We start from the raw sequence: 23111 nt of genomic DNA, 5'->3' as shown, positions 1-23111 counted from the left end.
GTATAGAGGATATGCATCACCTACATAAAATTTTCATCACTTCGCTGGCTCTTTGTTCGTCGGCCGTGGCCTCGCCAGATTGGAGTGGTTTTCAAAAAGCTCTCGACGCTATTCCTGAGGAATACAACAAGATGGAAGCGGTGGAGCGTGCGGTGTCGTATCAGAAAGCCTTCTTTCAGCTTAGCCTAGATTTTCCAATTCTTACTGATTGGGTGCTTCAAGACGGTGGTAAGAATTCTTGGCTTCTGGTTATCCCAGAGAACCGAGGTCAAATACTCAGAGCGATGTTCAAGTCGCATGGTCAAACCAGTATCGGCAGCCTGGAGGATTATGTGAAGCTGTGCGAAGCTCGCCGAGCCAAGCGACTCGGAAAAGCGGTCAAGCAGTGGGCGCCATTTGTTTTCACCGAGAGCGATACGATTCGGAATAGCTTTTTTGGTTACACTGAGGGGCTCTCAGATGCACGGACAGAACGATTCTTCTCACCTGGCTCACGCCTCACGCAAGTAGACTTCAAACCTGACTCGACCTACGTGGAAGCCGAAACATTGATCAATGACCCACATGGCATGATGCGCGATGTGGATGTTTCTTTTGATAAACAAAAATTGCTTTTTTCATGGAAGAAGTCTGACCGCCTCGATGATTACCATGTCTACGAGTATGACCTCAAGACCACTTCGGCACAGCAGCTGACATTTGGTCTCGGTCGTGCGGACTACGAACCAGTCTACTTGCCAGATGGTGAGATTATGTTCGTTTCGACTCGTGCAGAGCACAGTGTGCCATGTTTCCACACGGATGTGAGCAATCTATACCGTATGGATGGTAAAGGACGCTACGTGCGTCGTTTGGCGATCGATCAGGTGCATACGATTTACCCGATCGTTCTGAGCAATGGCCGAGTGGCGTACACGCGCTGGGACTACAGTGACCGCGGTCAGGTATACCCGCACCCGGTCTTCACAATGGACCCTGATGGGCAGGGGCAACGCGCTTACTATGGCGCCAATTCATGGTTCCCAACATCTCTACTCCACACTCGCCCCATCCCAGGGTCAGATAAGGTGATGTCGATTGCTTCAGGACACCATACCACCCAGAATGGTAAGCTTACGATCGTGGATGTCAGCAAAGGTCGCAACGAAGGGCACGGCCTCGAGCTCGTAGCACCTCGCCGAGACCATGGTTATGTAGCGGGTGAAGGTACAAAGTCACCGGTGGTGAAAGATATGTGGGGCCAAGATGGTGATCAATTCCGCTATCCATTCCCGCTCAGCGAAGAGGAGTGTTTGATCAGTTATCAGCCAGACTATGGATTCCGAGCCAATTGGTACACCACCCATCGCCATGGCTTGAAGGGGAGTCACCACTATGGATTATACTGGATGAATATGGATGGTGAACGCGAGCTGCTATTCCGTGCGCAAGACATGGGAGTTGGTCGTATGGTTTCACTTACCAAGAAAGCTCAAGTAGAGACGATCGCAGACACCGTAGATTATACCAAAGAAAATGGCACATACTACGTGCACGATGTTTATGAAGGCCTCGGGTTGAAGGGAATCAAGCGCGGTGAAGCCAAGAAGCTACGCGTGGTAGAAATTGATTATCGTGCGGCAGGTGTTGGTGGTAAATTCAATGGTGGCCCTGGAGGTGGCTCATTGAACACGACGCCAATCAGTATTGGTAACGCGACTTGGGATGTGAAAAAAATCTTAGGCGACGTCGATATTCATGAAGATGGTTCGGTGATGTTTGATGTGCCAGCGATGGTCTCTCAGTATCATCAGATCCTCAATGATAAGGGGCAGGTGATTCAGACAACGCGAACTTGGGATACATTGCGCCCTGGGGAGCGAAAGTCCTGTGTGGGCTGTCACGAACCAACGAATGCGAATTTCCATGAATTTGAGAATGATGGCACGATGGCGTGGCAGCAATCGCCTCAGCAACTTCAGCCGTTTTATGGAAAGACCCGAGGATTTAGTTTCGTCAAGGAGGTGCAGCCGATCCTAGATCGCAGCTGTGTGCAGTGTCATGATGGATCACAGAAGGATCGTATGGATCTCCGTGGCATTCCGGTGCAGGAGAGTAACATGAACAAGCGTAAGTGGTCGAAGTCCTACATCAACCTCACTGGCGCAAAGCTTGATAAGCACAAGAGTTTCAAAACCAACCACCCTGAGGCTGGAATCGTTTCCTGGATCAGCCAGATGTCACAACCAGATGAGATTAAGCCATACTTCGCCGGCGCAGCCACAAGCCCATTGGTCAAGATGCTGGAAGATGGTCACCAAGGAGTCGAGCTCAGTGAAGAGGATCTTCACAAGATCTACGCATGGATTGACCTTCTCGTGCCATTCTCTGGTGATTACCACGAGGAGAGCGATTGGCTTCCGCATGAGACGCAGTATTACAACTACTACGAGAAGAAGCGTAAGGATCAATACGAAGAAGAGCAGCAAAATATCAAAGATTTGATGGCTGACAATGGAAAGCACCCAGTCGAGAACGAAAACACGGAGGCATTCACTCGCGCGTTCTACCGTCCAGTCTTCGATAAGGTGGTGTTACAGCCAAACGAGAATAAGCAAATCATGTTGGATCAGTTTCCCGTGGCATTGATTGATACTCTGAATCTCAGCACTGATGCAAAGCACCCCGTGGGCGTGGAGCTTCGCCGCAAGCATACCAAAGAGCTTGTGCTCGGGCTTCAAGTCCAGCCAGGTGAGGTGCTTCAACACCGTTTTGAGGAACCATACAACACTGGTCGTTTTTACCTTGAGCTGTCTCACCCAGGGGTGGAGCTCACCGTAGAGCAGGCGTATGGTGTGCTAGAAGAGGAACTCCCTGGAGGGCAGGGGAATCATCGCCACATGTCTAAACCGTAACGGTAGATTGATTAGATCAACTTGGCATTGCCAATGACTCACACACCCTAGGTTCTAGAGAGAGCCTAGGGTGTTTCTTTTTGAGTCTACGATCATGGCACTAGGTGTGTTGTGTGTGGTTGCAGACACTGCATACGATGCTTGACTTACTTGCTTTGACGCATTGTTGTCTCGGGCCATGATAGATGTGCGACGCTTTTTTGTTTCCAGATTGATTCATGATGGGACGCATGAGTGTGTGTGTGGAGCACCTTGTGGTCGATTCAATGGTGCTGCTGATCGTGGGCAATAAAAAAGCTCCTCAATCGAGGAGCTTTGAAATAATGGGTGTTTGCTTATTTGTCTTAGGAGTGACGCTTGCGGAGCGCAAGGAGGCCGAGTCCAGCAAGACCAAGTAAGGCCGTTGAGCTAGGCTCGGGAACCGCAGCCGTACCTACAAAGCGGATTTCTTGGAAACCTGTGATGTTGGAGTTGGTGCCTCCAAAGTTGACCATATCACTGAAGCGTACATGGGTCACATCGTTGACTGTGCTTGCTAGACTAACATTCTCACCTAGAACATCGGTGCCGCTGATGACTCCCTGAGAAAATGTGGTCGCTTGTGTTGAGGTGTAATTTAATCCTCCGTCTGTAGAAAACTCAATGTCCACAGTGTTGATACCGCGATTCGGTGAACTTCCAGCTTCCGCGTAGTTGTATAAAATTACAGATTCCACGTTGAATGAACCACCTAAGTCAAACACAATGGTAGCAGTCGCGTCGTTGAATTGTCTGTAGCCTGTGTTGTAGATATAATAGTGGCCCGGAAGTGACCCGGGTACCGCATCACCAGTTTCTAGGAGCAGTTCATCTCCATTGTCAAACCCGCTACCATTGATAGTGTCGATGATTGGGTTTAGAACTGTCCCTGAGGTGTTGAGTATAACTCCTGTTGGGGCGATGATTGTAGACGCATAGGCACTTGATGCCATGGCGAGTGTGACGAGGGATGTATATTTCATAATGTTGTAATCTAATGTCATTGTCATAATGCTTGTTTTATTAGTCACTTGTCAACATTGTGATCTGAAACCATAAAAAATAAGGATGTGTAAATATTACAGTCTAAGCAAGTCACTTGACCTTTGGGTGAGAGCCTAGTTCTCTATGGTATGCGATTTGAGTGCTTGAGTTCAGAATTTTTTAGTGGGAATCGGTCACGCTTGATGGAGGCGATGCCAGAGGGCGCGATGGCGTTGTTGCATTCGAATGATGTGATGCCTACGAGTGCTGATGGGGTGATGCCTTTTGTTCAGGATTCTGACATGATTTATCTGAGTGGCATTGATCAAGAAGAAACGGTGCTATTGCTATATCCTAGTGCACCAGATCCGAAGCAGAGAGAAATACTTTTCGTACGGCGTACGGACGAGCATCTGGCGATTTGGGAAGGTGAGAAATTCACCAAGGAGGCTGCGACCCTGCGCTCGGGAGTGCAGAATGTGCAATGGACCGAGAACTTTGACGGTCTCTTTGGCCAATTAGTCGTGCAGGCTGATGAGGTGTTGCTCAATAGTAATGAGCATGCTCGAGCAGCCTGTGGGGTGGAGACGCGAGCCATGCGCCTCAATAGAGAATGCCAGGCAAAGTACCCACTGCATCGCTACGGCAGGCTTGCGCCATTATTGCATGTACTGCGTGCTGTGAAACAAGAGGAGGAAGTGCAGGCAATACGAAGAGCCTGTGCCATCACTGAGGCGGGCTTTCGTAGGGTGTTGGGCATGATGGCTCCAGGTGTGGGGGAGTGGGAAGTCGAGGCGGAATACACTCATGAATTTTTAAAGTCAGGGTCTCGCGGACATGCGTACTCACCTATTGTAGGTGGGGGGAAGAACGCATGCGTCTTGCACTATGTAAGCAATCATGAACGCCTTCAAGCAGGCGATCTGGTGTTGATGGATGTCGGCGCCGAGTGTTCACATTGGAATGCAGACATGACGCGTACCGTGCCTGTGAGTGGGAAGTATACTGAGCGCCAAGCCGAGGTCTACAATGCTGTCTTAGAGGTCATGCGCTATGCTGCCAGTATCGTGAAGCCTGGCGTGATGCCCAAGGAGTACACTCAGCTTGTGTTGGAGAAGGTGCAGCAGGCGTTGATTGGTCTAGGACTCATCGATGCAGCAGAGGCAGCGGATCAGGATGATTCGAAGCCGTTGGTGCGTCGGTATTTTATGCATGGAGTTTCTCACCACCTCGGCTTGGATGTTCACGATGTGGCCCCATCCAATGAAGCCTTTGCCGAAGGGCATGTGATCACGATTGAACCGGGGATTTATATTCGCGAAGAAAATATCGGCATCCGTATTGAAAATAACTACCGCATCACGGCAGATGGCGTGGAGGACTTGATGGCTACCATCCCGGTAGAGATTGAGGAGATCGAGCGGTTGATGGCTCGATAGGCTCATTAGAAGCTTAGTTTGGCGAGGTATTCAACATTGCCGTCGGTGCCGGTGATGGGAGAGGTGGTGTGCTCAAGCCATTGGTGGCCGAGTTCGTCGGTGACGAAATTGCGGATTTTATCGACGGCTTTTTGGTGTAGCTCTGGGTCGCGAACGATGCCGCCTTTTCCGATCTCATCGCGTTCGAGTTCGAACTGAGGTTTGACCAGGCAAATGATGTGGCCATCAGGTTTGAGTACGCTGAAAAGTGGGGGGAGGATCTTGGTGAGTGAGATGAATGAGACATCGGTGACGCAGAGGTCGATTTGCTCGCCAATATCATCGGGTACCATGTGACGGGCATTGAACTTCTCTTTGACGACGACGCGGTCGTCGCTGCGGATCTTCCACACGAGTTGGTTGGTGCCGACGTCGATGGCATGGACCTTGACGGCGCCAGCCTGGAGGAGGCAGTCGGTGAAGCCGCCCGTAGAGGCGCCGCAGTCGAGGCAGACCATTCCTGTTGGGTCGAAGCCGAAGTGCTTGAGGGCTCCTTCTAGCTTGAGGCCGCCACGTGAGACGTATTTAGGTTTTTCTTTGATCTCAAGCGGGGCGTCGGTGGAAAGCTTGGTGGATGGTTTGGCGACGACGGTGGTGCCAGTCATGACTTCGCCGGCGAGGATCAGGCGCTTGGCTTGCTCTCTGGAGTCGCACATCTTGCGTGCTACGAGGATTGCATCGGCTCGGTCTTTCATCGGATAGTTATTGGTGAATGGTGATTCGTTGTTGGGTGCCTAGCCCCGCTGGGACGTGTGGGCGAGGCTTCTGTAGTCTCCGTCGCGGCGGGTGATGCCTTCGGCGTCTAGAGATTCTAGGAGTGGCATGATGTACTTTCTGCTGGCGCCGCTGGCTTCGCGGATTTCTCCAGCGGTGGCTTGGCCTTGGCCTTGGATGAAGTCGATAACCTTGTGGCGCAGGCTTTGGTAATGATCTGCGGCGAGCAAGGCCTTGGGGTCGAGCTCGGTGATTTGGCCTGAGCGGATCAGGAATTGCAGTGCTTGCTTGGCACTCTCGTCTGGTGCCATGTCGATCCTTGGCGCGGGTTCGAGTCCGGCGTCTTGGTACTTTTTGAGCAAGCTATTGCCGATGCTGACGAGCCGGTCTGGGAGTTCGAGCGAGTGGTTCTCATGGGCGAGCCCGTCTTGTTGCTTGATGTAGCCGGATTTGAGCAAGTGGTCTTCGATAATGTCATGAAGCTGGCTAGGGATCGAGTGGCTACTGAGTTCGCTGCGCCATTGGTTGAGCGGTAGCGAGGGTGCATCGGGATGGCTGCGGTGCCATTGGTCAATGAGTTGAGCTGCTTCACCCACGGATTCTTTCCACCATTTGGGGGCGATGAGAAACTCGCCTCGGCTGATGAGTTTCTTTTCCTTCGCCAGCTTTTCGCAGGTCTTTTGTTGGTGCTCGCGAGTGAATGGTGTGTTGGCGACGGGGCAGCAGCTAGAAACCCAGCCGCCGACTTTGCCGGGCTGGCTAGAAGCAGGTGATTTGCTAAGTTCGCTCAGGATGATGTGGCGCAGTTGCTCTGGGTGCTCTTGGCGGAGTTCGAGGAAGGCTTTGCGCTCAGGGGTGCGGAAGCCACGAGCTTGCGCGGAGGGATCGAGCACGGCGCCACCGGCTAGGGTGCCTTGTTGGCCACCGTCGCGCAGGACGAAGCGATCGCCAATGCAGGCTGGTATGGGAGATTCTAGGCGCAATTGGGCAAAGCATGAGTCGCCGAGTTCGAGCTTGCTGCGGTCATTGAGAATGACCCGGGCTTTGATGCGGCTGGTGCCGTGGTGGAGGACGACTGTCTCGGTGTTTTTGATTGCTCGGCTTGTGGCGGATTGGCCGCTGACTTCGCGCTTAGCGCGCGTGAGTGTGACATCGATGGTGCTGACTGGCTCTAGGTGACCAGGAAGGGTGAGCAAGGAGCCTCGGCCAACGCCAGGTTTTCCACGTTGTTTGAGTGGGAGGTCGGGGAGGTTGAGCGCAGTGCGCATGCCGCTGACGCTGGAGTCGATTGATTGTTGGTGGTTTTGAACTTTGCGGATGGTGGCGCTGAGCGCTTCGGGGAGGCTGATGAGTTCTTCACCAGCTGAGAGCGGCTGCCCAGTGAGCGTGCCGGTAACGACGGTGCCTGCTCCTTTTGGTGAGAAGGCGCGATCAACATGGAGGCGTGGGATGTGGTGCTTGGGAGAGGTCGCTAGGTCTCTCGCTCGTTTTACAATTTCTGCTTTCAGAGCATCGAGGCCGTCGCCTGTGTGTGATGAAACAGGAAAGATTGAGGCGTGTTCAAGAGAAGTACCAATGAGCTCTTCCTTTACCAACTCGGTGGTGAATTCGAGGTCCTCGGCTAGGTCGGATTTGGTGAGTACGACGATGACATTGTCGATGCCAAGGTAGTTTAAAATCTGTAGGTGTTCCTCGGATTGAGGCATCCAACCATCGTCGGCCGCCACGATGAAGAGGGCGATATCGAGAGCGCCTACTCCGGATACCATGTTGTTGATGAAGTCGGCGTGGCCAGGGACATCAATGAGGCCAATCTCAAACTCCTCGAGTGTGAGGTGGGCGAAGCCAAGCTCGATGGTGACGCCACGTTGCTTTTCCTCGGGCAGGCGATCGGGGTCAATACCTGTCAGGGCTTGGGTCAGAGATGACTTGCCGTGGTCGATGTGACCAGCAGTGCCGAGGATGATGTGCATGGAATGATGGTTAGTTCTTTGGGGAGGAAGTAGCGCGGAGGCGCTGGGTTTGGTGCCTCATGAGTCCTAAGCAAGGTACTAATCCGTAGGGATGATTCTGGCTTTGTTGAAGTCGAAGGGAGTCATCTCCACGGTGACTTGGTCGCCGATTTCTAGGGAATCGCGGTAGGCTTTGTGCTTGAGTTGGGAATGGCCGAGCGAGGTCTTGCCATTGGGGAGTGTGACGATGAATGTTTTGCCATCTTCACGCTTTTCGGTGATGGTGGCGGTGGTGCGGATGGGTGTGTCTTTCACTGGATAGTTGTTGGTTAAAAGTTATTGGTTGTTGGGGGGGGGTGCAGCTCTGGGGAGCCGTTTCTTTAGAGGTGGATGTCTTGCCAGGTGACTAGACTGGCCAGTGGGGCGAAGCCGTCGTGGTGCCAGAAGAGGTCCGGGAATTGGGCTTGGCCTAGCTGGCAAATGCGGGGTGCTTCGAGCGGAGCGACGGTGTCGAGTAGCTTTGGCAATGGTGCGAGTGCGATGGTGCTGAGGTATTCCACTTCGGAGCCTAGGGTGCTGAGGTCTTCGGGCCATGGGCGGACGTAGATGCAGCGGTTTCCTGGACAGAGTTCGAGCCTTGGGCTCTCGTCGTAGATGACGGTCCATCTGGTGTCGCCATCGCTTTCGTAGAGCTGGATCTTCTCTGGGGATTGGGCGGCGCGGTAGCGGGTGGTCTCGCGGAGGTTGCGGATGGCACCACTCTCGGAGAGGCCGATCTCGCCGCGCGGGTCGCTCTCGGCATAGCGCTCCATCGCCTCGGCGAGCATCGGAGCAAAGGCTGCGGCGTCCTGTTGCACGTAAATCGCGTGGGGGGAAAGGCAACCGTTTTGGTTGAAGATCGAGGCGTCGCGAGCTGCGAGCTGGGCGTGCTTTGAGTTCGGCTTGTCGATGAGGCCGATGCTGAGTTTGTGGCCGTGAGGGATGAATCGTTGCTGGGGTGTCAGGCGAGCATGTACGGCGGCGATGGCTTCATCCGAACCGATGGCAATCACGCAATCGGCCGAACTTAGGGTGTGATCATCGAGCTCGGTGGTGAAGTGACAGCGTGCCTGCAGCTCGGTTGGTAATGCTGCGAAGAAGGTTCCGAGTGCCGGAATCGTGTGTTGGGCGTCGGTTCCAAGCTTTAGTGAAAGGCTAGAAGGTACTTTGATGCAGTTCTCTGCGCCTATGAGGAGGCCGCGAAGCATCGACTGGAGCCCAGCGTGCGGGGTGTTTCCACTGACTACGTGAAGGAGTTTGAGTGCTTTGGCTTTGGTGAGGATGTTGCCGACTTGCTGAAAGTCATCCAAGGCCCGCCAGTCGCCGAGTTCATGTTGGAGCCAATCTAATAGATCATTGGCCGAGAACTCACCGAGAAAGCGTGCCACTGGAGCGGCTGCTTTGGCTAGGTGGTGGGCTCGTTCTTCGGTGTTCATGATCTTGAGTCAGTGACTAGGTTGTGGGCTAGCCATAGAGGCTCAGCTTGCCAGGCTCAACCTTATTCACCAGTCCAGTCAGCATCGAGTAATTTTTCGTGGATGATGATTTTCTCTGAATGTTGGAGTCGTAGGTTGCGTCGGTATTCCGCCACGGCACCCTTACGTCTTGTGTTCTCCAGAGTTGTCATGATCTGGGCCTTCACATCTGCAAAGGCGGGTTGGTGTGAGGCTTCGATTTTGGTGACTTCAATGAGGTGCCAGCCTAATGTTGATTCGATAATTACTGGGGTGTTGGCCTCCATGGAGAAGATTGTATCGGCTATGTCCGGAAGGCAGCGCTGGAGGGTTAGTGCTCCCAATGATCCTTGGCGTGTCTTGGCACGTGGGTCGTTGTTGAGTTGTTGGTTGTATCTCTGGAATTGGCTGCGGTCTGCTATGATGGCGTCTAGGGCTGGCTCTAGTTTGCGGAGGGCTTGGGTTGCATTATGATGTTGCTTGCTGATGAAGATATGGCGCGTGTGGCGGAGTTCGGGGATGCTCAGTTCAGCTAGGTGGTCGTGATACCATGCCTTGGCTTCTTCGTTGCTTACTGAGATCCCGGGTTGGATTTTGTCTTCTAGGTAGTTGTTCTGCTGGATCCTGGCCTCGAGGCGCATTTTGACCTCTTGGCTTCCCTTGTAATGCATGGTTTTTAGTGCTTGCGCGAATGCGTCTGGGGTGGTGAATCTGCTGGCAAATCGGGCGTAAGCTTCTTCAAGCTCGCTTTCGTCGACGGGGTAGCTGTCTCGGTTGAGTGCTACTTTCTCTCTGAGAATGGCAAAGTCACAGAGCTCACGCAGCGCTGATTCACGCATGGCTTTTCTGGTGGCTTGGCTGAGCTCTGAACGATTCCTACCATTGCGCCAGAGTCGTTCATCTACGGTGTAGTCGACTTGGCTGAGATAGATTGGTTTGCCAAAAACGCGTGCAATAATCCCTTGTTTGGTGTCGTTGGCAGCTTTTGCCGCTGGGTGTCCCTGCATCTTGTAGACTCCTTGCTTCACTGGGCCTTCGAAAATCACAAGGTCAATCAAAAGGTAGAGCATGATCAGCGACCAAGCTCCTAGGCGAACCACAAATTTTGAAGACATCTTCATCTGCCAAGAAGCCTAACGACCGAGCACGAAAAAGCCACACAACAAATCTGTTGTGTGGCTCGTAGTTAGAAAAAATCTGTTGCGGCGATTAGTTAACAGCAACTGCTTCCGCGCCAGTTTCGCCGGTACGGATACGAATTGCTTCGTCTACTGTGGAGAGGAATACTTTACCGTCACCGATCTTGCCTGTGTTCGCGCTCTTCACGATTGCTTCTGCAACTGTCTGTGCCTGCTCGTCGTCAACAACGATGTCGATGCGAACTTTAGGAAGGAAGTCAACTGTGTACTCAGAACCACGGTAGATTTCCGTGTGGCCTTTTTGACGACCGAAACCCTTCACTTCAGTAACGGTCATACCTTGTACACCTACTTCAGCGAGTGCTTCTTTTACTTCTTCGAGTTTGAACGGCTTGATGATTGCTTCAATTTTTTTCATAGCTTGAATGGTTGTGTCTCATGCTAGCAACTAGTGTGCCAACTTTGGGTTGAATGCTTGAGTGACTGAGATCTAATACTAGAGTAGGCGCAGGCCAGTGAGCTGGCAAGATGTAAGTCAGGATAATTCGTCGCTTTTTTTAAGTGCTTCAGCGCAGTATGATTCATTATTTCGCTCATTCATAGATTGAAGAAAACTATCAATGCAATTACTTGCTATGGTGATTGGACGGTGTTAGGTGTGCTGTTATATTAAGCAATTAATACATTATGAAGATTATTACATCTCTCTTATTGGTGGCTGGAGCGGGTTTATGTTCAGCCTCTACGGTGTCGGTTGGTTTTTTCTCAAGTGTGGAGACGTATTCTTATCAGACTGATGAGTCTAGTTCGACGATCGTCTCGTACGATGGTTTTGATGATGTAAGTGGTCCAATGGACGGAGAATCAGATGCGTTTACTGGAGAGTGGATACCTGGTGGGGAGTCTGAATACTATGGAGTGAAGATTAATGGTGGCGTAGTGGATGAAATCCCATACAGCACACAATATGAATTATGGAAGCGTGGTCACAACTACGACACAGAGGCTGAGATGTTAGCAGTGCGCCCAGTTGACGCAACTTACACCCATGTGCTGCACTTGAAGGATGAGGATGCTGGTTCGCCAAATTTTGTTGATCTGGAAGTCGATATAACTGCTCCCGATGTTGCATTCAATACGGCATTACCAGCGAACCCTACATTTAGTATCAATGGTGTTGATGGTGTTTGGAGTACCGGTCATGACGGTATCGGTGTCTTCACTTTCGATCCTACTTCTGTGAGCGAATTTACGGTAACGATGTCTTTGTATAATACAACGCATCAAGGTACGAATTACGTTTATGCCGCTACCGTGGGGACGATTGATGGAGCCTATGAATCTGTGGATCAAGAGTCCTCGGGTATTCTAGATGTTGATCCCGGCGATATAGGAGAAGCTTTGGCTGAAGTAAATCAGATTACTCTCACGTTCACGAAAGGTCTGGCTGTTAATGGGGGTGATACAGATGCCACAACTTACGGGTTTGGGAATGACTCAGCTTTTGAGTTAGAAGGTGAATTTGTCAATGCATGGATAGAAGATGACGCGACAGCAGCCACAGCGTTAGATGTCGATGAAGTGACAAAAGGTTTTGTTTACCAGACTGTGACATCTTTCCAGCTGCGCGCTGACGTAGCGCTTGTTCCTGAACCAAGCTCATTATCGCTTCTAGGCTTTGGCTCTTTAGTTTTGATGCTGCGCCGCAAGCGTACTTAGATTTCGAGAACGATTTTTTTATTTTCTAAGGGTATACCTGGGGCCGGGTAGCTGGGTGACCAGGCGCTTCATCTCTAACTGTAGAAGTTGGCTAATGATGGTGGCGATGGGGAGCCGCGTGCGGTCCACAAGGCTATCGATACTTTGGTCTTGGAGTTGGATCGCGGCATAGATCGAGCTTTCCTCTTCGCTGAGTGATGGATCGGGTGTGGCTTGTGGCTGGGCATGGAGTTTTCCTATCAACGGCAGGGCCTCGAAGTCCTCGATGATGTCGTCGGCACTGCGCACCAATGTGGCTCCATCTCGGATGAGTTGATTGCAGCCAGAGGAATGAGGACGATCAATCGGGCCGGGAACCGCGTAGATGTTTTTGCCCATTTCTAATCCGAGCTGTGCTGTGATCAGGGACCCTGACCAAGAGGGGCATTCCGTGACAAGGATGCCTTTTGAGCATGCCGCCACAATCCGATTGCGTCGAGGGAAGGTCATTTTATTGGGTCTTTTATGAACCGGGAATTCTGAGATTACGGCGCCATGGCCACTGGCGATTTCATGCGCTAAGTTCATGTTTTCCGGTGGGTAGATCTGGCCGAGCCCCGAGCCAATCACAGCGATGGTGCGGCCGCCGGCATCGATGGCGGCACGGTGCGCATGGGTGTCGATTCCACGGGCTAATCCCGAGATGATTGTGTGGCCAGTACGGGTGAGGTGGCTTGCAATATCGCGGGTTGCTTGTTGTCCGTAGTGGGTGGAGCGTCGCGAGCCTACGATGGCGATTGCGTGTTGGTCAGCTGGGATAAGCTTGCCCCAGACGTAGAGTAAGAGGGGTGGGTCGTATATGTGGCGTAAGGACTCAGGGTATTCATCGCTGGCTGCCGTGATGATGCGAATGCCACGTGTTTCACATTCCGAGATTTCTTTTTGGATGTCGCAGTGGTTCTCCCAGTGGTGGATGATTTGTGCGGATTCGGTGCCGACCCCAGCGACTTGTTCGAGTCGATGGATGGGGGCGGCTAGGACGCGCTCTGGACTGCCGAGTTCATTGAGCAGACGCCGCACCCTGATCGGGCCGATCTTGGGTAACATGTTGAGAGCGATGTATGCATCACGGGGGGACATCACCCTAGCATCCTATACAATCCTCGGGAAATAAGGAAGGGGGGATTTGAGATTGCTGCGATAGTTTTAGGCGGGCAGGGATGGGTTTCCAAGCCATCCAGCTAGGTTTGATGTGAAGGGATGGAGGATGGCTAGGTGAGGGTTGCTAGCCTCTCTAGTCGCCCAAAGCATCGCTTTGGCGGTCGTAAACGCCTGAAAGGTGAGCTGCTGCAATGTCTTCGAGTTCGGTGACGGAGACGACTTGGCAGAGCTTTTGGCGCAGAGCTTTGGCGCCGGAGAATCCTTTACAATATGCCATCAAACGGGAACGCATGGCCATGATGGTGTGTTTTTCTTCGCCTCCGTAACGGTCGCTTTGGGTGGCGAGTGTGCAGTGGCGGATGATGAGGTGCCAGCGTTCTTCGATCTCAATGGGTGGGAGGATTTCGCCTGTTTCAAGGTAATGCTTTGCCTCTTTGAAAATCCATGGGTTTTGCATGGCTGCACGACCGATCATGAGGCCCGAAACTGCAGTCTCATTTTTGCGCTTTGCTACGTCGAGACCTGAGGTGATGTCGCCATTGCCGATGATGGGAATGTTGGATGATTCTGCGCATTCGTTGATGATATCCCAATTGGCTTCGCCGCGATAGCCTTGGGAGCGGGTGCGGCCATGGATCGCGATCTGCTGCATGCCGCAGTCTTCTAGCGTCTTGCAGACTTCTAGAGCATTGATGTGTTTTTCATCCCAACCCACGCGGATTTTGGCAGTTACTGGGACTTGGTCGCCCACTGCCTTTGCGACTCCTGAGGCCACTGAGGCGAGCAATGGGCAGTCTTTTAAAAGTGAGGATCCACCATTCTTTGAAACCACTTTGGACACCGGGCAGCCAAAATTGATATCAATAAAGTCAGGTTGCTTCCAATCGATGATTTTTTTGGCAGCTTCGCCCATGCGCTCACCATCGGCGCCAAAGAGTTGGACGCCTACTGGCCGCTGACCTTCATGGAACTCGGTGTACTTACGGGTGCGGTCGTCACGACGCACGATCCCTTCAGCTGAAACAAATTCTGTGACCATCACATCGGCCCCGAGTTCCTTACAAATGGTGCGGAAGGTGACGTCGGTGACCCCAGCCATAGGCGCTAGGAAGAGTGGGAATTTGCCGTGATCAAACCAAGGAAGCATCGTTGTTGTGGGTGCGTGTTGGCCGCTTGATGCCAGATCTCATTGAATCATCAATGATAAAAAGCAGGAAGGACTATGACTGGTAGAGGATGCGACCACAGTTCTCACATTGAGTGATGCCTTTTTCTGCAAGCACACTTGCGACGGTGGAGGGGGTGACCTTCATGTGGCACCCGCCGCATTGAGATCCTTTCAGGGGAACCACGGGGTCGTTGCCTTTTGTCTTGAGGAGGCGTTCGTAGAGGGTGATGAGATTGTCGTCTACCTTGGCAATGAGTTCGCTTCGCTCAGAGAGTAGTTCATCAAGGCGGCCTTGGCACTCGTTAGCCTTTACTTCGAGATGCGCGATGTCTTGGTCGACTTCTTTTTGCGTTACCTCTAGTGCCGCGATCGCTTGGGTGTGTTTTTCTTTGAGCTCATCAGCCTGCTCCATCAGTTCAAGCTCTTGGGTTTCAAGCTCGTCGATCATTTCAGCATAGCGTTCGACGTCTTTTCCTAATGAAGTGTACTCTTCGTTCTTCTTTGTTTCAAACTGCTGGGTTTTAAGCTTGGCGATCGTGTCTCGGCGAGTGGCGATATCGAGCTCGGTGTTTTTGATGGCAACTTGGTTTTCTTGGTACGCTTCTTTGGCACAGGATACCGCGGATTTGTCGTTGCTGAGCTTGTCTTCAGCACTCGCTTTGTCGCGTGGGACGCGCTCAAGCTCACGGCGTTGGATGAGGATTTTTTGATCGCGGTCTTGAACAATGAGGAGAGACTCAACTTCGGGTAGCATGGTGTCTAGATAAGACGATCTAATAGGGCTGGGCAAGTACGATGTGTTCAGATTCGTCATATGCTCATCGCAAAAGTAATTTTTTTGACTTGGTAGAATGTGCTGGGATTTTATCAGATTGCTGATGTAGACTGCGAAAGTTCGTTAGAAAAACCAATTCATGAGTGAAATTCAGATCCAATGTTCAGAGTGCCAGGCAGTATTCGTTGTGCCCGAAGAGCTGGTAGGCTTTCCTGTAGAATGTGGGGCTTGTGGGTATGCCTTCGACCTCAAGGAACAACATATACTGAATGGTGATCATCTTGATGACGAGACCAAGCGTGTCTATCCAGGTGGCAAATCGGAGCAGCTTTCGGGATTCACCAAGAAGAAACCAGATTTGCACATCGCTGATCAGGTGCAATTCCAGTCCGTGGAATACGATGAATCGGTCACAGCTCAGGACTCGATGCCCAAGGGGGATATGGGGAAAATCATGGTGGCTATTGGCTTGTTGATTTTACTTTCGATCAGTCTGTACTTTATCACGCAGCACCAGACTGACAGCTTTGGGGCGATGTCTCCGGGTAAGAGGTGGTTGCTTTCGGGCTTCTTTTCTCTGATAGGGAGCTCGATGATTTTATTTGGGCTTCGCAGGTTTCATGCCTTAGATTATGCGATTACCATCGTGTTTGCAGGGACGACCTGCACCTTGCCCTTGTGGTTTCCTCACGAGAAAGCTGAAGAAAAAAAAGTGGTTGCTGAGGCAGTCGTAGATGACGAGCGTGAGGTGGAGTTGCAGGCGGAAGAGCGACTGGCTCAATACAAATCAGATATTGGTTACGATGTGGTGGCGCAGCAGATCAACGAGGCTGAGCGCCCTGAGCGAGTCATTGGTATTGCTTTGCTCGGCGTGAAACCAGCGCACATCGATGTGATTCGTAATTACCTTGGCCATGTGATGGATTCTGAAGAAATGCCTAGAATCTACAAGAATCGTACAGTCAATGGGCAGAAAGCGACTCTGTTGCTCTATACCGATTGCAAAGTGTCTATGAACAAGTTGGTACAGGCTGTACCAAAGTTTGGTGATGTGGTTGCTCAACGTGATGATCTGCAGTTGATCGACGTGCGCGTGGATGCCTCAGCATTGACGATGAATGATACTGCGGTCTTGATTGATGAGGAGCACCCTAGGTTCCATTTAGTGAACCTACATGAGTTGCAGCACATCGACCCAGATCGCCAAAAAGCGGCAGTGCAGCGTTTTATTCAGGTGAATCGTATTCGACTACGTGCAGATGTCGTGGCGCAGTTGTTGTTGATGCTTCAAGATCCACGTTGTGAGTTTCGAGAGGATGTTGTGGAGGTGTTGAAGCGCTGGGATGATCCTGAGAGTGGCGTGCGACAAGAGGTTGTAGATCAAGCTCGTCAGCTTGCTGTTCTTAAGCAGCCGATTCCACGTAGCTATCTAGAATATTTGATTGAACAAGATGTGTCTGAGATCGGCGATGTGATGGTTTATGCTTGGATGCAGGATCGCATTGCGAATGAGGCGCTACTGCTGAGTGCAGGAGTGCGGGCGGAGGCTGCATTGCTCGAGGTGTTTCCCGATCTAGACATTAGCGCCAAGCGATCAGCTTCTATCATTTTGCGCAAGGTGGGTGGAGAGGGTTCTCTACAGGTCTTGATTCCCGCTTACCAGGAGGCTCAGGGGGATCTCAAAAACTCTTTGAAAGCAACTATTGACGAGATCCAATCTCGTCGATAGGGTGCGCCCCGCAGATGGATCGGATATCTAACTTTTAGATGTGCGCCACAAGCCACCGTGGCGGAATTGGTAGACGCCGCAGACTTAAAATCTGCTGTCCTTCGGGGCGTACCGGTTCGAGTCCGGTCGGTGGTACCACTGCGCTCATCCTTGCTTGTGTAGGGTGAGATTCTTGCTTTTTTTGATTCAAGCGATTTTTGTGGAATAAGATCTCTATTGAGGTATCTTACCGATGATATGAAAAAGAAATATCTAATCGCAGCGTGCGCAGTGCTTGCCTTTGGTGGTCTCACCACCGAAGTAACACTTGCTGAAGCAACGCAACAAGCAGCCGCGGCTGACAATAAGACAATGAAGGTATTCATTGTCACTGCTAAAGGTGGAGGATGAGGCGCCGGTAAGGCGGTCCGTGCGGCCATCTCAAGTCAAAAAGGAGTTGATTCCTTCAAAATGTCTGGTCTTCGCACCACAGTCTTTATGAAAGATGGTGAGAAGCTCACAGAGCAAGGTTTAAAGGATGCATTTAGTAAAGGTCCTGTGAGCTTTGTTTCTCTAGAAGAGACTGAGCAAGCAGTGGCAGAAGCTGCTTACATGCTCAAAGTGAAAGGTGCTACCTGAGCGATTGAAAATGATAAGGCCCGTGTGGCCTTAGAGAAATTGCCGAATATTGCAGCAGCATATGTGAATAGCAATCTCGAGATCCAGCTTGCAGAAGACAAGGCGCTCGATGAAAAAGCAGTCACAGATGCATTGAAAAAGTACAAAATCTCCGTTCTGTCAGTGAAGAAGGCTAGCCTTTAATTCCTGAGATACGAGAGATCTAAAGATATGAAAATCCCTCGCCGGCACGTCCGGCGAGGGATTTTGCGTTTTGTTTGTTGCTCAACGTCTTAATTGCTGCCTAGGGTCGCGTTCTGCTCAGTCGGCAGCTACTTACTATGATAGATTTTTCTGAATTTCCTCTTTCTCCGCAAATCCAGCGTGTGCTTCGAGAGGAGTCGTACCGTGAGCCCTCCCCGATTCAGGTGAAAGCGATTCCAATTGTTTTAGAAGGGCATGATGTTTTAGCTGCGGCTCAGACTGGGACGGGTAAGACCGCTGGCTTCAGCTTGCCCGTGCTGCAAAAGCTCTCAGAAGGTGAGCGGGCGAAGTCCAAGAGGGTCCGCGCATTGGTGATCACTCCTACGAGGGAGTTGGCAGCTCAAGTGGCTGATAATGTGAAGAAATACGCTAAGTATCTCGATCTAAATACAGGCGTGGCCTTTGGTGGGGTGAATATCAAACCTCAAATAGCAAAGTTGCGTGCGGGGGTGGATGTTCTCGTGGCGACTCCGGGGCGCTTGCTTGATCTATGCGATCAAGGTGCTGTGAGCTTTCAAGATCTTGAGGTTCTGGTGCTAGACGAAGCAGATCGCATGTTGGATATGGGCTTCATTCATGAGATTAAGAAGCTCTTGAAGTTGCTCCCAGCAAAGCGGCAAACCTTGCTTTTCTCGGCCACATTTTCACCCGAAATTCGTAAATTGTCGAAGCAGGTAGTCTCTAAACCAGTAGAAATATCTGTAGCACCTAGAAATACCACTGCGCAGAGAGTGACTCAAGTGGTGCACCCAGTGGATAAAGTGAAGCGGGGCGCTCTGTTGTTGCATTTGATTAAACAACATGGTTGGAAGCAGTGTCTGGTATTTGTGCGGACCAAGCATGGCGCCAATCGACTTGCTCGCAAGCTAGAATCATGCGGTGTGAAATCCTCTGCCATTCATGGTGATAAAAGCCAGGGCGCGCGAACTAAAGCTTTAGATGGCTTCAAAGCGGGTAAGTTGAATGTCCTTGTGGCTACCGATATTGCGGCACGTGGTATTGATATCCGCCAGTTACCTCAGGTCGTTAATTTTGATCTACCGGATCAGGCTGAAGATTATGTGCATCGCATCGGGCGCACAGGAAGAGCTGGGGCAGACGGACATGCTATTTCATTGTTGTGTGTGGATCAGTTCGATCAGTTGAGAGCGATTGAAAAGTTAACCAAATTGCAACTGAAGCAAGTGGTGGTTCAGGGGTTTGAGCCTACGGAGGTAGCCAGTCCGCAGCCGCCAAAAACTTCCAATAGGAGGCCGCACGCTAAGTCGCGTTCACGTCGACCTCAAAATAAGGGTAGAGGCCCCTCTAGATCAAGGGAACAGGGTGATCGGGCGAAGTCCGGTGCCAAGAGGAAGCCGCAGCGGAATCGCGGGAATAATGACACTAAGTCCTAAAAAATGAGGATGTTCAACCTCCGTTAAAAAGATAGTATTCACAATACTAAGCGCGGAAAACTTAACAGCAGTAAAGTTGAAGCGCTTCTTACAGTCCTTCGCTTGAGGAATTGAGCAAGGGCTTATGGATCAATTAGTTGATTTGAGCAGGGTATGTGAATCGAGTGTGATGGGGTGTCTCACTTGTGTGTGTCCTGAACAACAGCTAGTCGAGTGTCACTGAACAATAATCAAAGGGGAAGAAGCATTTATGCTTCTTAAACAACGTTCGTGCACCATAAGTCTTTGTTCAACTTCTTTCTCGGAGTGACTGAGGCCATTAAAAAAATGGATTGTGAAGAAGTTCTTGGGCCACTGTGGTCAACGGGCCATGTCCTGGACACAGGATGGTAGATGGGTCTAAGTTGAGAATGTTCTCCCTGATTGTCTTCAGTCCCGAGTTGTATTTATTCCCTGGGATTTTGCCGATTGAGCCAGCAAAGATAGCGTCGCCAACGATGGCGATTGGTGATGAGTCACCATGGATCAGGTAGGTTCTTGCTGGGGAGAAATGGCCAGAGGAGTCGATAACTTCAATGCCCAAAGAGCCAATGGAGATAGAGTCTCCTGGGTTTAGGGAGTCCGGCGTGAAAATCGTACAGGACTCAAACTCTTGCATTCCTTGATTGTGATCTGGGTGGTTATGGGTAATGCAAAGATGTTTGGGATTCGGAGCGATGCGGTGAAGTTCAGTGCTGTCTGTGCCAGTGTCAAAGATGATGGATTCTCCATTGCTCGTGACGATATAAGCGTTCACTCCGAGGTGCCCGAAGGGGCTTGTAATCATGTGCAGCGCATGCGGTGTGGTCACTCGTGGCTGGTAGGATTTTAGGTTGACTAGTTTGTCGCTATCCAATCCGAGTATTGAGGCAAGCGCTGAAATGGTTGGGGTGTCATGCTCTCCCTGCAGGGTGCGGAGTATGCGCTCTTGAGGGATTCCTGCGCGTATTGCAAGCTTCTCAGTGTTTAAGGCTTGCCCATGCATTGCCTTCATTAGGCAGTCATTAAAATCATCTTCTAACACGGTGTCTCTAGTATTGGTCAAACTGAGGTTCATCAAATTCTGTTGGAAACTGTTGCTTGAGCCAGTCATTCAGAATTTCAACTGCTGCTGCTTGATCGATGATCGCCTTTTGTTTCTTCGCGTTTTTTCCAGCAGCATGGAGTTTGGCTGAGGCGCTTACTGTGGTGAGGCGTTCATCCATGAAGTGGATAGGGATCTCCGCTGGCAACGAGGCGTGAAGTTCTTCGGTGAAGTTTCGGATTTTGTCTGCTGCGCTGCCTTCAGATCCATCCATCCTAAGTGGGAGGCCGATCACGATTTGTTGGACTTTGCGCTCGGCGATTATTGTGTTGATGCGTTCAAAAACTTGGGTTGTTTTTGTTTGAATCGTTTCGAGCGGGTGGGCCATGATGCCTACTGGATCTGTGATAGCTAGACCAATTCTGGCCTCTCCGTGATCGATTGCTAATACTGGGTGTGCTGTGTCCATGGTTTTGGTCTTGGCGCCTGCCGTTGGCAATATAGCAGATCGTGGATGGAATGATAACTGGGAATAGTAGCGAATGTGTGTTATGAACTAGGGATCATGCAAAAGTTAGTAGTTGCCATTGATTTTTCTCCCGAATCGCAGCATGTGATGGAGGCTGCGTGTTCTCTGGTTCAAACGATGGATTGCCAGGTTGTTTTAGTTCACGTAGTGGATGATTCGGTGTTGTATACAGCCAGCGGGATGTACTCGGAAGAGTTGGCTATTTCCACTGAGTTTCTTGAGGCTGCCATCAGTAGAGCGGGGAAGCGTATGATTGATATGTTGGCTTCAGATTGCTTGAAGGATTTGAATGCTGAGCAAGTGATTCTAACGGGGAAGCCTGAGAATCAACTCCTTGATTACCTGGATAGCTCGCAGGCTACGATGTTGGTTATTGGTAGTCACGGGCATGGCGCTCTGGCGAGCATGTTATTAGGAAGTATCACTGCTGCGGTCGTGAAAAAATCCAAGATTCCGGTTCTAGTGGTGCCTTGCTTAAAAGATTCATAAGGGCTCAAGCCCTCGCTTGACATGTCATGTGGGATTGCGAAGAGTGCTCTAGTGAAAAAAACTCATAGCAAAAAAATAATGGCGGCCGGCATCAGTGCCGCGCTTGCTTGTGGCTCAATCAATCTTGTGAACGCAGAAAATGTAACGACTCCAGAAGATGTGGCGGCAGCCCCATCTGGAGCAGAAAAAACGGCTTCAGGCTTAGCCTCGAAGATTCTCCAACAGGGCTCAGGCTCAGAAAAACCAAGCGCAAAAGATACAGTAACAGTTCATTACAGTGGATGGACTACAGACGGAAAGCTCTTCGATAGTTCTGTTCAGCGTGGGCAGAAGGCCACTTTCCCACTCGACCGTGTGATTAAGGGTTGGACAGAAGGGCTTCAGCTCATGGTGGTGGGTGAGAAGCGCCGCTTCTGGATTCCGGCTGAATTGGCATATGGTGAGAGCCCAGGCGGTGGCCGTCCGGGTGGGATGCTCTGTTTCGATGTAGAGCTTTTTGATATTGAAAAGGCACCAGAGCCACCAAAAACACCAGAAGACGTGGCTGCGGCGCCAGCTGATGCAGAGAAAACAGCATCGGGGCTCGCCTCCAAGGTGCTGAACGAAGGTTCCGGTGCAGTGAAGCCGGACGCTCATGACAAGGTCACAGTGCATTACAGTGGTTGGACCACTGATGGTAAGCTCTTTGATAGCTCCGTGCTGCGTGGTCAGCCAGCAACTTTTGGTTTGAATCAGGTTATTCCAGGTTGGACTGAAGGCGTTCAGCTTATGGTAGAAGGTGAGAAGCGTCGCTTCTGGATTCCTGCTGAATTGGCATATGGCGAAACACCACAGCGCCCTGGGGCACCATCTGGGATGCTCTGCTTCGAAGTTGAACTGCTTGAAATTCAAGACATGCCAGAGCCACCAAAAACACCAGAGGATGTGGCAGCGGCTCCCGCTGATGCCGAGAAGTCCGATTCAGGATTAGCTTCGAAGGTGTTGAAGAAGGGCACCGGTGACAAGCATCCGAAGGCAACTGACACTGTTGAAGTGCACTACAGTGGCTGGACGACTGATGGCCAATTATTCGATAGTTCAGTGGCACGCGGTGAGAAAGTTTCTTTTCCGCTAAATCAGGTGATTCCAGGTTGGACTGAGGGCGTGCAACTTATGGTTGTGGGTGAGAAACGTCGTTTTTGGATCCCCGCAAAGCTTGCTTACGGTGAGAATCCGCCAAATGGCGCTCCAGCGGGAATGCTCTGCTTTGACGTCGAACTCTTTAGTATTCGCTAAGCAATTAGACAAATTACCATCAATGTGATGCCCAATACTTCGGTATTGGGCATTTTTGTTGCCATGTGAAAGGTTTTTAGCGCGTGTGGTGAGCAACTAGCTAAAGTGCTGTGAGTTTTCTAGCAGATCGAATTTATTGAAAATGCAGTGGTTTATGGATGGTCTTGAATAAAAAGTGAAAAAAGGTGCCGAAATGACTTGCGTGACTCTGAGGAATATGTAGATTGCGCCCCGCCTCACCCGCCAAGGGGAGCGCAGGAGAAACTCGCTAAGTTGATCCGGAGCACGGCTCCGCAA

The 23111-nt window shown here is 51.0% G+C and carries 22 protein-coding genes and 1 tRNA gene; 11 read left to right on the top strand and 12 right to left on the bottom strand.

Going from position 1 to position 23111, the window contains the following annotated elements:
- The first annotated feature begins 11 nt into the window (after window positions 1-11).
- Window positions 12-2894 carry an HzsA-related protein gene (locus F454_RS0110470; RefSeq protein WP_018970612.1) on the top strand — a complete coding sequence of 961 codons (2883 nt, stop codon included), beginning with the start codon at window positions 12-14 and terminating at the stop codon, window positions 2892-2894.
- Between the two features lie 344 nt (window positions 2895-3238).
- Here F454_RS0110470 and F454_RS15850 read toward each other — a convergent pair whose 3' ends face one another.
- Entirely contained in the window at window positions 3239-3895 is a 657-nt protein-coding gene (locus tag F454_RS15850) for a PEP-CTERM sorting domain-containing protein (protein WP_169334370.1), read from the bottom strand.
- 150 nt (window positions 3896-4045) lie between these two features.
- Between F454_RS15850 and F454_RS0110460 the strand changes: the two genes are divergently transcribed.
- On the top strand, window positions 4046-5335 hold the full coding sequence (locus F454_RS0110460; protein ID WP_026292845.1) for an aminopeptidase P N-terminal domain-containing protein: 1290 nt from the start codon (window positions 4046-4048) through the stop codon (window positions 5333-5335).
- 5 nt (window positions 5336-5340) lie between these two features.
- Here the strand turns inward: F454_RS0110460 and F454_RS0110455 are convergent, their stop codons facing one another.
- The 6 genes from F454_RS0110455 to F454_RS0110430 form a co-directional block, all read right to left on the bottom strand.
- Window positions 5341-6069: a TlyA family RNA methyltransferase gene (locus tag F454_RS0110455; RefSeq protein WP_018970609.1), complete on the bottom strand. Its 729-nt coding sequence runs from the start codon at window positions 6067-6069 to the stop codon at window positions 5341-5343.
- A gap of 39 nt (window positions 6070-6108) precedes the next feature.
- Window positions 6109-8061, bottom strand: coding sequence for a selenocysteine-specific translation elongation factor (gene selB, locus F454_RS0110450; protein WP_018970608.1), 1953 nt, complete (start codon window positions 8059-8061; stop codon window positions 6109-6111).
- Window positions 8062-8139: 78 nt separating this feature from the next.
- Window positions 8140-8355 (bottom strand): S1 domain-containing protein, encoded by a 216-nt coding sequence (locus F454_RS0110445; RefSeq protein WP_018970607.1) that lies wholly within the window; start codon window positions 8353-8355, stop codon window positions 8140-8142.
- Window positions 8356-8420: 65 nt separating this feature from the next.
- Window positions 8421-9515 (bottom strand): acyl-CoA reductase, encoded by a 1095-nt coding sequence (locus F454_RS0110440; RefSeq protein ID WP_018970606.1) that lies wholly within the window; start codon window positions 9513-9515, stop codon window positions 8421-8423.
- Between the two features lie 62 nt (window positions 9516-9577).
- Window positions 9578-10648 carry a peptidylprolyl isomerase gene (locus F454_RS0110435; protein WP_018970605.1) on the bottom strand — a complete coding sequence of 357 codons (1071 nt, stop codon included), beginning with the start codon at window positions 10646-10648 and terminating at the stop codon, window positions 9578-9580.
- Window positions 10649-10742: 94 nt separating this feature from the next.
- On the bottom strand, window positions 10743-11090 hold the full coding sequence (locus F454_RS0110430; protein WP_018970604.1) for a P-II family nitrogen regulator: 348 nt from the start codon (window positions 11088-11090) through the stop codon (window positions 10743-10745).
- 269 nt (window positions 11091-11359) lie between these two features.
- On the opposite strand from F454_RS0110430, the gene F454_RS0110425 reads away from it, so the two are divergent.
- On the top strand, window positions 11360-12391 hold the full coding sequence (locus F454_RS0110425; RefSeq protein ID WP_083912965.1) for a PEP-CTERM sorting domain-containing protein: 1032 nt from the start codon (window positions 11360-11362) through the stop codon (window positions 12389-12391).
- 18 nt (window positions 12392-12409) lie between these two features.
- On the opposite strand, the gene dprA is transcribed toward F454_RS0110425, so the two are convergent.
- The 3 genes from dprA to F454_RS0110410 form a co-directional block, all read right to left on the bottom strand.
- Window positions 12410-13477, bottom strand: a complete 1068-nt coding sequence (gene dprA, locus F454_RS0110420; RefSeq protein ID WP_169334369.1) for a DNA-processing protein DprA — start codon at window positions 13475-13477, stop codon at window positions 12410-12412.
- A gap of 187 nt (window positions 13478-13664) precedes the next feature.
- Window positions 13665-14678: a tRNA dihydrouridine synthase DusB gene (gene dusB, locus F454_RS14905; protein ID WP_018970601.1), complete on the bottom strand. Its 1014-nt coding sequence runs from the start codon at window positions 14676-14678 to the stop codon at window positions 13665-13667.
- Window positions 14679-14751: 73 nt separating this feature from the next.
- Window positions 14752-15453 carry a zinc ribbon domain-containing protein gene (locus F454_RS0110410; protein WP_018970600.1) on the bottom strand — a complete coding sequence of 234 codons (702 nt, stop codon included), beginning with the start codon at window positions 15451-15453 and terminating at the stop codon, window positions 14752-14754.
- A 160-nt stretch (window positions 15454-15613) separates the two neighbouring features.
- Between F454_RS0110410 and F454_RS0110405 the strand changes: the two genes are divergently transcribed.
- The 6 genes from F454_RS0110405 (at window position 15614) to F454_RS0110380 (ending at window position 19458) form a co-directional block, all read left to right on the top strand.
- The gene (locus tag F454_RS0110405; RefSeq protein ID WP_018970599.1) at window positions 15614-17203 is read left to right on the top strand and encodes a zinc ribbon domain-containing protein; all 1590 of its coding nucleotides are present in this window, start codon (window positions 15614-15616) and stop codon (window positions 17201-17203) included.
- Window positions 17204-17254: 51 nt separating this feature from the next.
- Window positions 17255-17341, top strand: a tRNA-Leu gene (locus F454_RS0110400).
- A 99-nt stretch (window positions 17342-17440) separates the two neighbouring features.
- Complete coding sequence (locus F454_RS16390) at window positions 17441-17593, top strand: hypothetical protein (protein WP_018970598.1); 153 nt, start codon at window positions 17441-17443, stop codon at window positions 17591-17593.
- 60 nt (window positions 17594-17653) lie between these two features.
- A complete protein-coding gene (locus F454_RS16385; protein ID WP_018970597.1) occupies window positions 17654-17821 on the top strand; it encodes a hypothetical protein in 168 nt (55 codons plus the stop codon).
- A 24-nt stretch (window positions 17822-17845) separates the two neighbouring features.
- A complete protein-coding gene (locus F454_RS16380; RefSeq protein ID WP_018970596.1) occupies window positions 17846-18004 on the top strand; it encodes a hypothetical protein in 159 nt (52 codons plus the stop codon).
- A 137-nt stretch (window positions 18005-18141) separates the two neighbouring features.
- Window positions 18142-19458 (top strand): DEAD/DEAH box helicase, encoded by a 1317-nt coding sequence (locus F454_RS0110380; RefSeq protein ID WP_018970595.1) that lies wholly within the window; start codon window positions 18142-18144, stop codon window positions 19456-19458.
- A 319-nt stretch (window positions 19459-19777) separates the two neighbouring features.
- Here F454_RS0110380 and F454_RS0110375 read toward each other — a convergent pair whose 3' ends face one another.
- Both F454_RS0110375 and ruvX read right to left on the bottom strand, forming a co-directional pair.
- Window positions 19778-20554 carry an MBL fold metallo-hydrolase gene (locus F454_RS0110375; RefSeq protein ID WP_018970594.1) on the bottom strand — a complete coding sequence of 259 codons (777 nt, stop codon included), beginning with the start codon at window positions 20552-20554 and terminating at the stop codon, window positions 19778-19780.
- Window positions 20529-20990, bottom strand: a complete 462-nt coding sequence (gene ruvX / locus F454_RS0110370) for a Holliday junction resolvase RuvX (protein ID WP_018970593.1) — start codon at window positions 20988-20990, stop codon at window positions 20529-20531. The genes F454_RS0110375 and ruvX overlap by 26 nt, the downstream gene beginning before the upstream one ends.
- Window positions 20991-21086: 96 nt before the next feature.
- Between ruvX and F454_RS0110365 the strand changes: the two genes are divergently transcribed.
- Together F454_RS0110365 and F454_RS16675 are read left to right on the top strand one after the other, a co-directional pair.
- Window positions 21087-21539 (top strand): universal stress protein, encoded by a 453-nt coding sequence (locus tag F454_RS0110365; protein WP_018970592.1) that lies wholly within the window; start codon window positions 21087-21089, stop codon window positions 21537-21539.
- A gap of 78 nt (window positions 21540-21617) precedes the next feature.
- Window positions 21618-22814: an FKBP-type peptidyl-prolyl cis-trans isomerase gene (locus F454_RS16675; protein WP_018970591.1), complete on the top strand. Its 1197-nt coding sequence runs from the start codon at window positions 21618-21620 to the stop codon at window positions 22812-22814.
- Window positions 22815-23111: the final 297 nt, after the last annotated feature.

It is taken from the genome of Rubritalea marina DSM 17716 (genome assembly GCF_000378105.1).
GTDB lineage: Bacteria > Verrucomicrobiota > Verrucomicrobiia > Verrucomicrobiales > Akkermansiaceae > Rubritalea > Rubritalea marina.
This window is presented reverse-complemented; position numbering and strand designations above follow the sequence as displayed.

Coding starts and splice junctions, on each gene's coding strand:
- F454_RS0110410 (WP_018970600.1), bottom strand. CDS start 15,453: ATGCTACCCGAAGTTGAGTCTCTCCTCATTGTTCAAGACCGCGATCAA.
- F454_RS0110460 (WP_026292845.1), top strand. CDS start 4,046: ATGCGATTTGAGTGCTTGAGTTCAGAATTTTTTAGTGGGAATCGGTCA.
- dusB (WP_018970601.1), bottom strand. CDS start 14,678: ATGCTTCCTTGGTTTGATCACGGCAAATTCCCACTCTTCCTAGCGCCT.
- F454_RS0110405 (WP_018970599.1), top strand. CDS start 15,614: ATGAGTGAAATTCAGATCCAATGTTCAGAGTGCCAGGCAGTATTCGTT.
- F454_RS0110455 (WP_018970609.1), bottom strand. CDS start 6,069: ATGAAAGACCGAGCCGATGCAATCCTCGTAGCACGCAAGATGTGCGAC.
- F454_RS0110380 (WP_018970595.1), top strand. CDS start 18,142: ATGATAGATTTTTCTGAATTTCCTCTTTCTCCGCAAATCCAGCGTGTG.
- F454_RS0110435 (WP_018970605.1), bottom strand. CDS start 10,648: ATGTCTTCAAAATTTGTGGTTCGCCTAGGAGCTTGGTCGCTGATCATG.
- F454_RS16385 (WP_018970597.1), top strand. CDS start 17,654: ATGTCTGGTCTTCGCACCACAGTCTTTATGAAAGATGGTGAGAAGCTC.
- F454_RS0110430 (WP_018970604.1), bottom strand. CDS start 11,090: ATGAAAAAAATTGAAGCAATCATCAAGCCGTTCAAACTCGAAGAAGTA.
- F454_RS16675 (WP_018970591.1), top strand. CDS start 21,618: ATGGCGGCCGGCATCAGTGCCGCGCTTGCTTGTGGCTCAATCAATCTT.
- F454_RS0110470 (WP_018970612.1), top strand. CDS start 12: ATGCATCACCTACATAAAATTTTCATCACTTCGCTGGCTCTTTGTTCG.
- F454_RS0110440 (WP_018970606.1), bottom strand. CDS start 9,515: ATGAACACCGAAGAACGAGCCCACCACCTAGCCAAAGCAGCCGCTCCA.
- F454_RS0110375 (WP_018970594.1), bottom strand. CDS start 20,554: ATGAACCTCAGTTTGACCAATACTAGAGACACCGTGTTAGAAGATGAT.
- dprA (WP_169334369.1), bottom strand. CDS start 13,477: ATGTTACCCAAGATCGGCCCGATCAGGGTGCGGCGTCTGCTCAATGAA.
- F454_RS15850 (WP_169334370.1), bottom strand. CDS start 3,895: ATGAAATATACATCCCTCGTCACACTCGCCATGGCATCAAGTGCCTAT.
- F454_RS0110425 (WP_083912965.1), top strand. CDS start 11,360: ATGAAGATTATTACATCTCTCTTATTGGTGGCTGGAGCGGGTTTATGT.
- F454_RS16390 (WP_018970598.1), top strand. CDS start 17,441: ATGAAAAAGAAATATCTAATCGCAGCGTGCGCAGTGCTTGCCTTTGGT.
- ruvX (WP_018970593.1), bottom strand. CDS start 20,990: ATGGACACAGCACACCCAGTATTAGCAATCGATCACGGAGAGGCCAGA.
- F454_RS0110365 (WP_018970592.1), top strand. CDS start 21,087: ATGCAAAAGTTAGTAGTTGCCATTGATTTTTCTCCCGAATCGCAGCAT.
- selB (WP_018970608.1), bottom strand. CDS start 8,061: ATGCACATCATCCTCGGCACTGCTGGTCACATCGACCACGGCAAGTCA.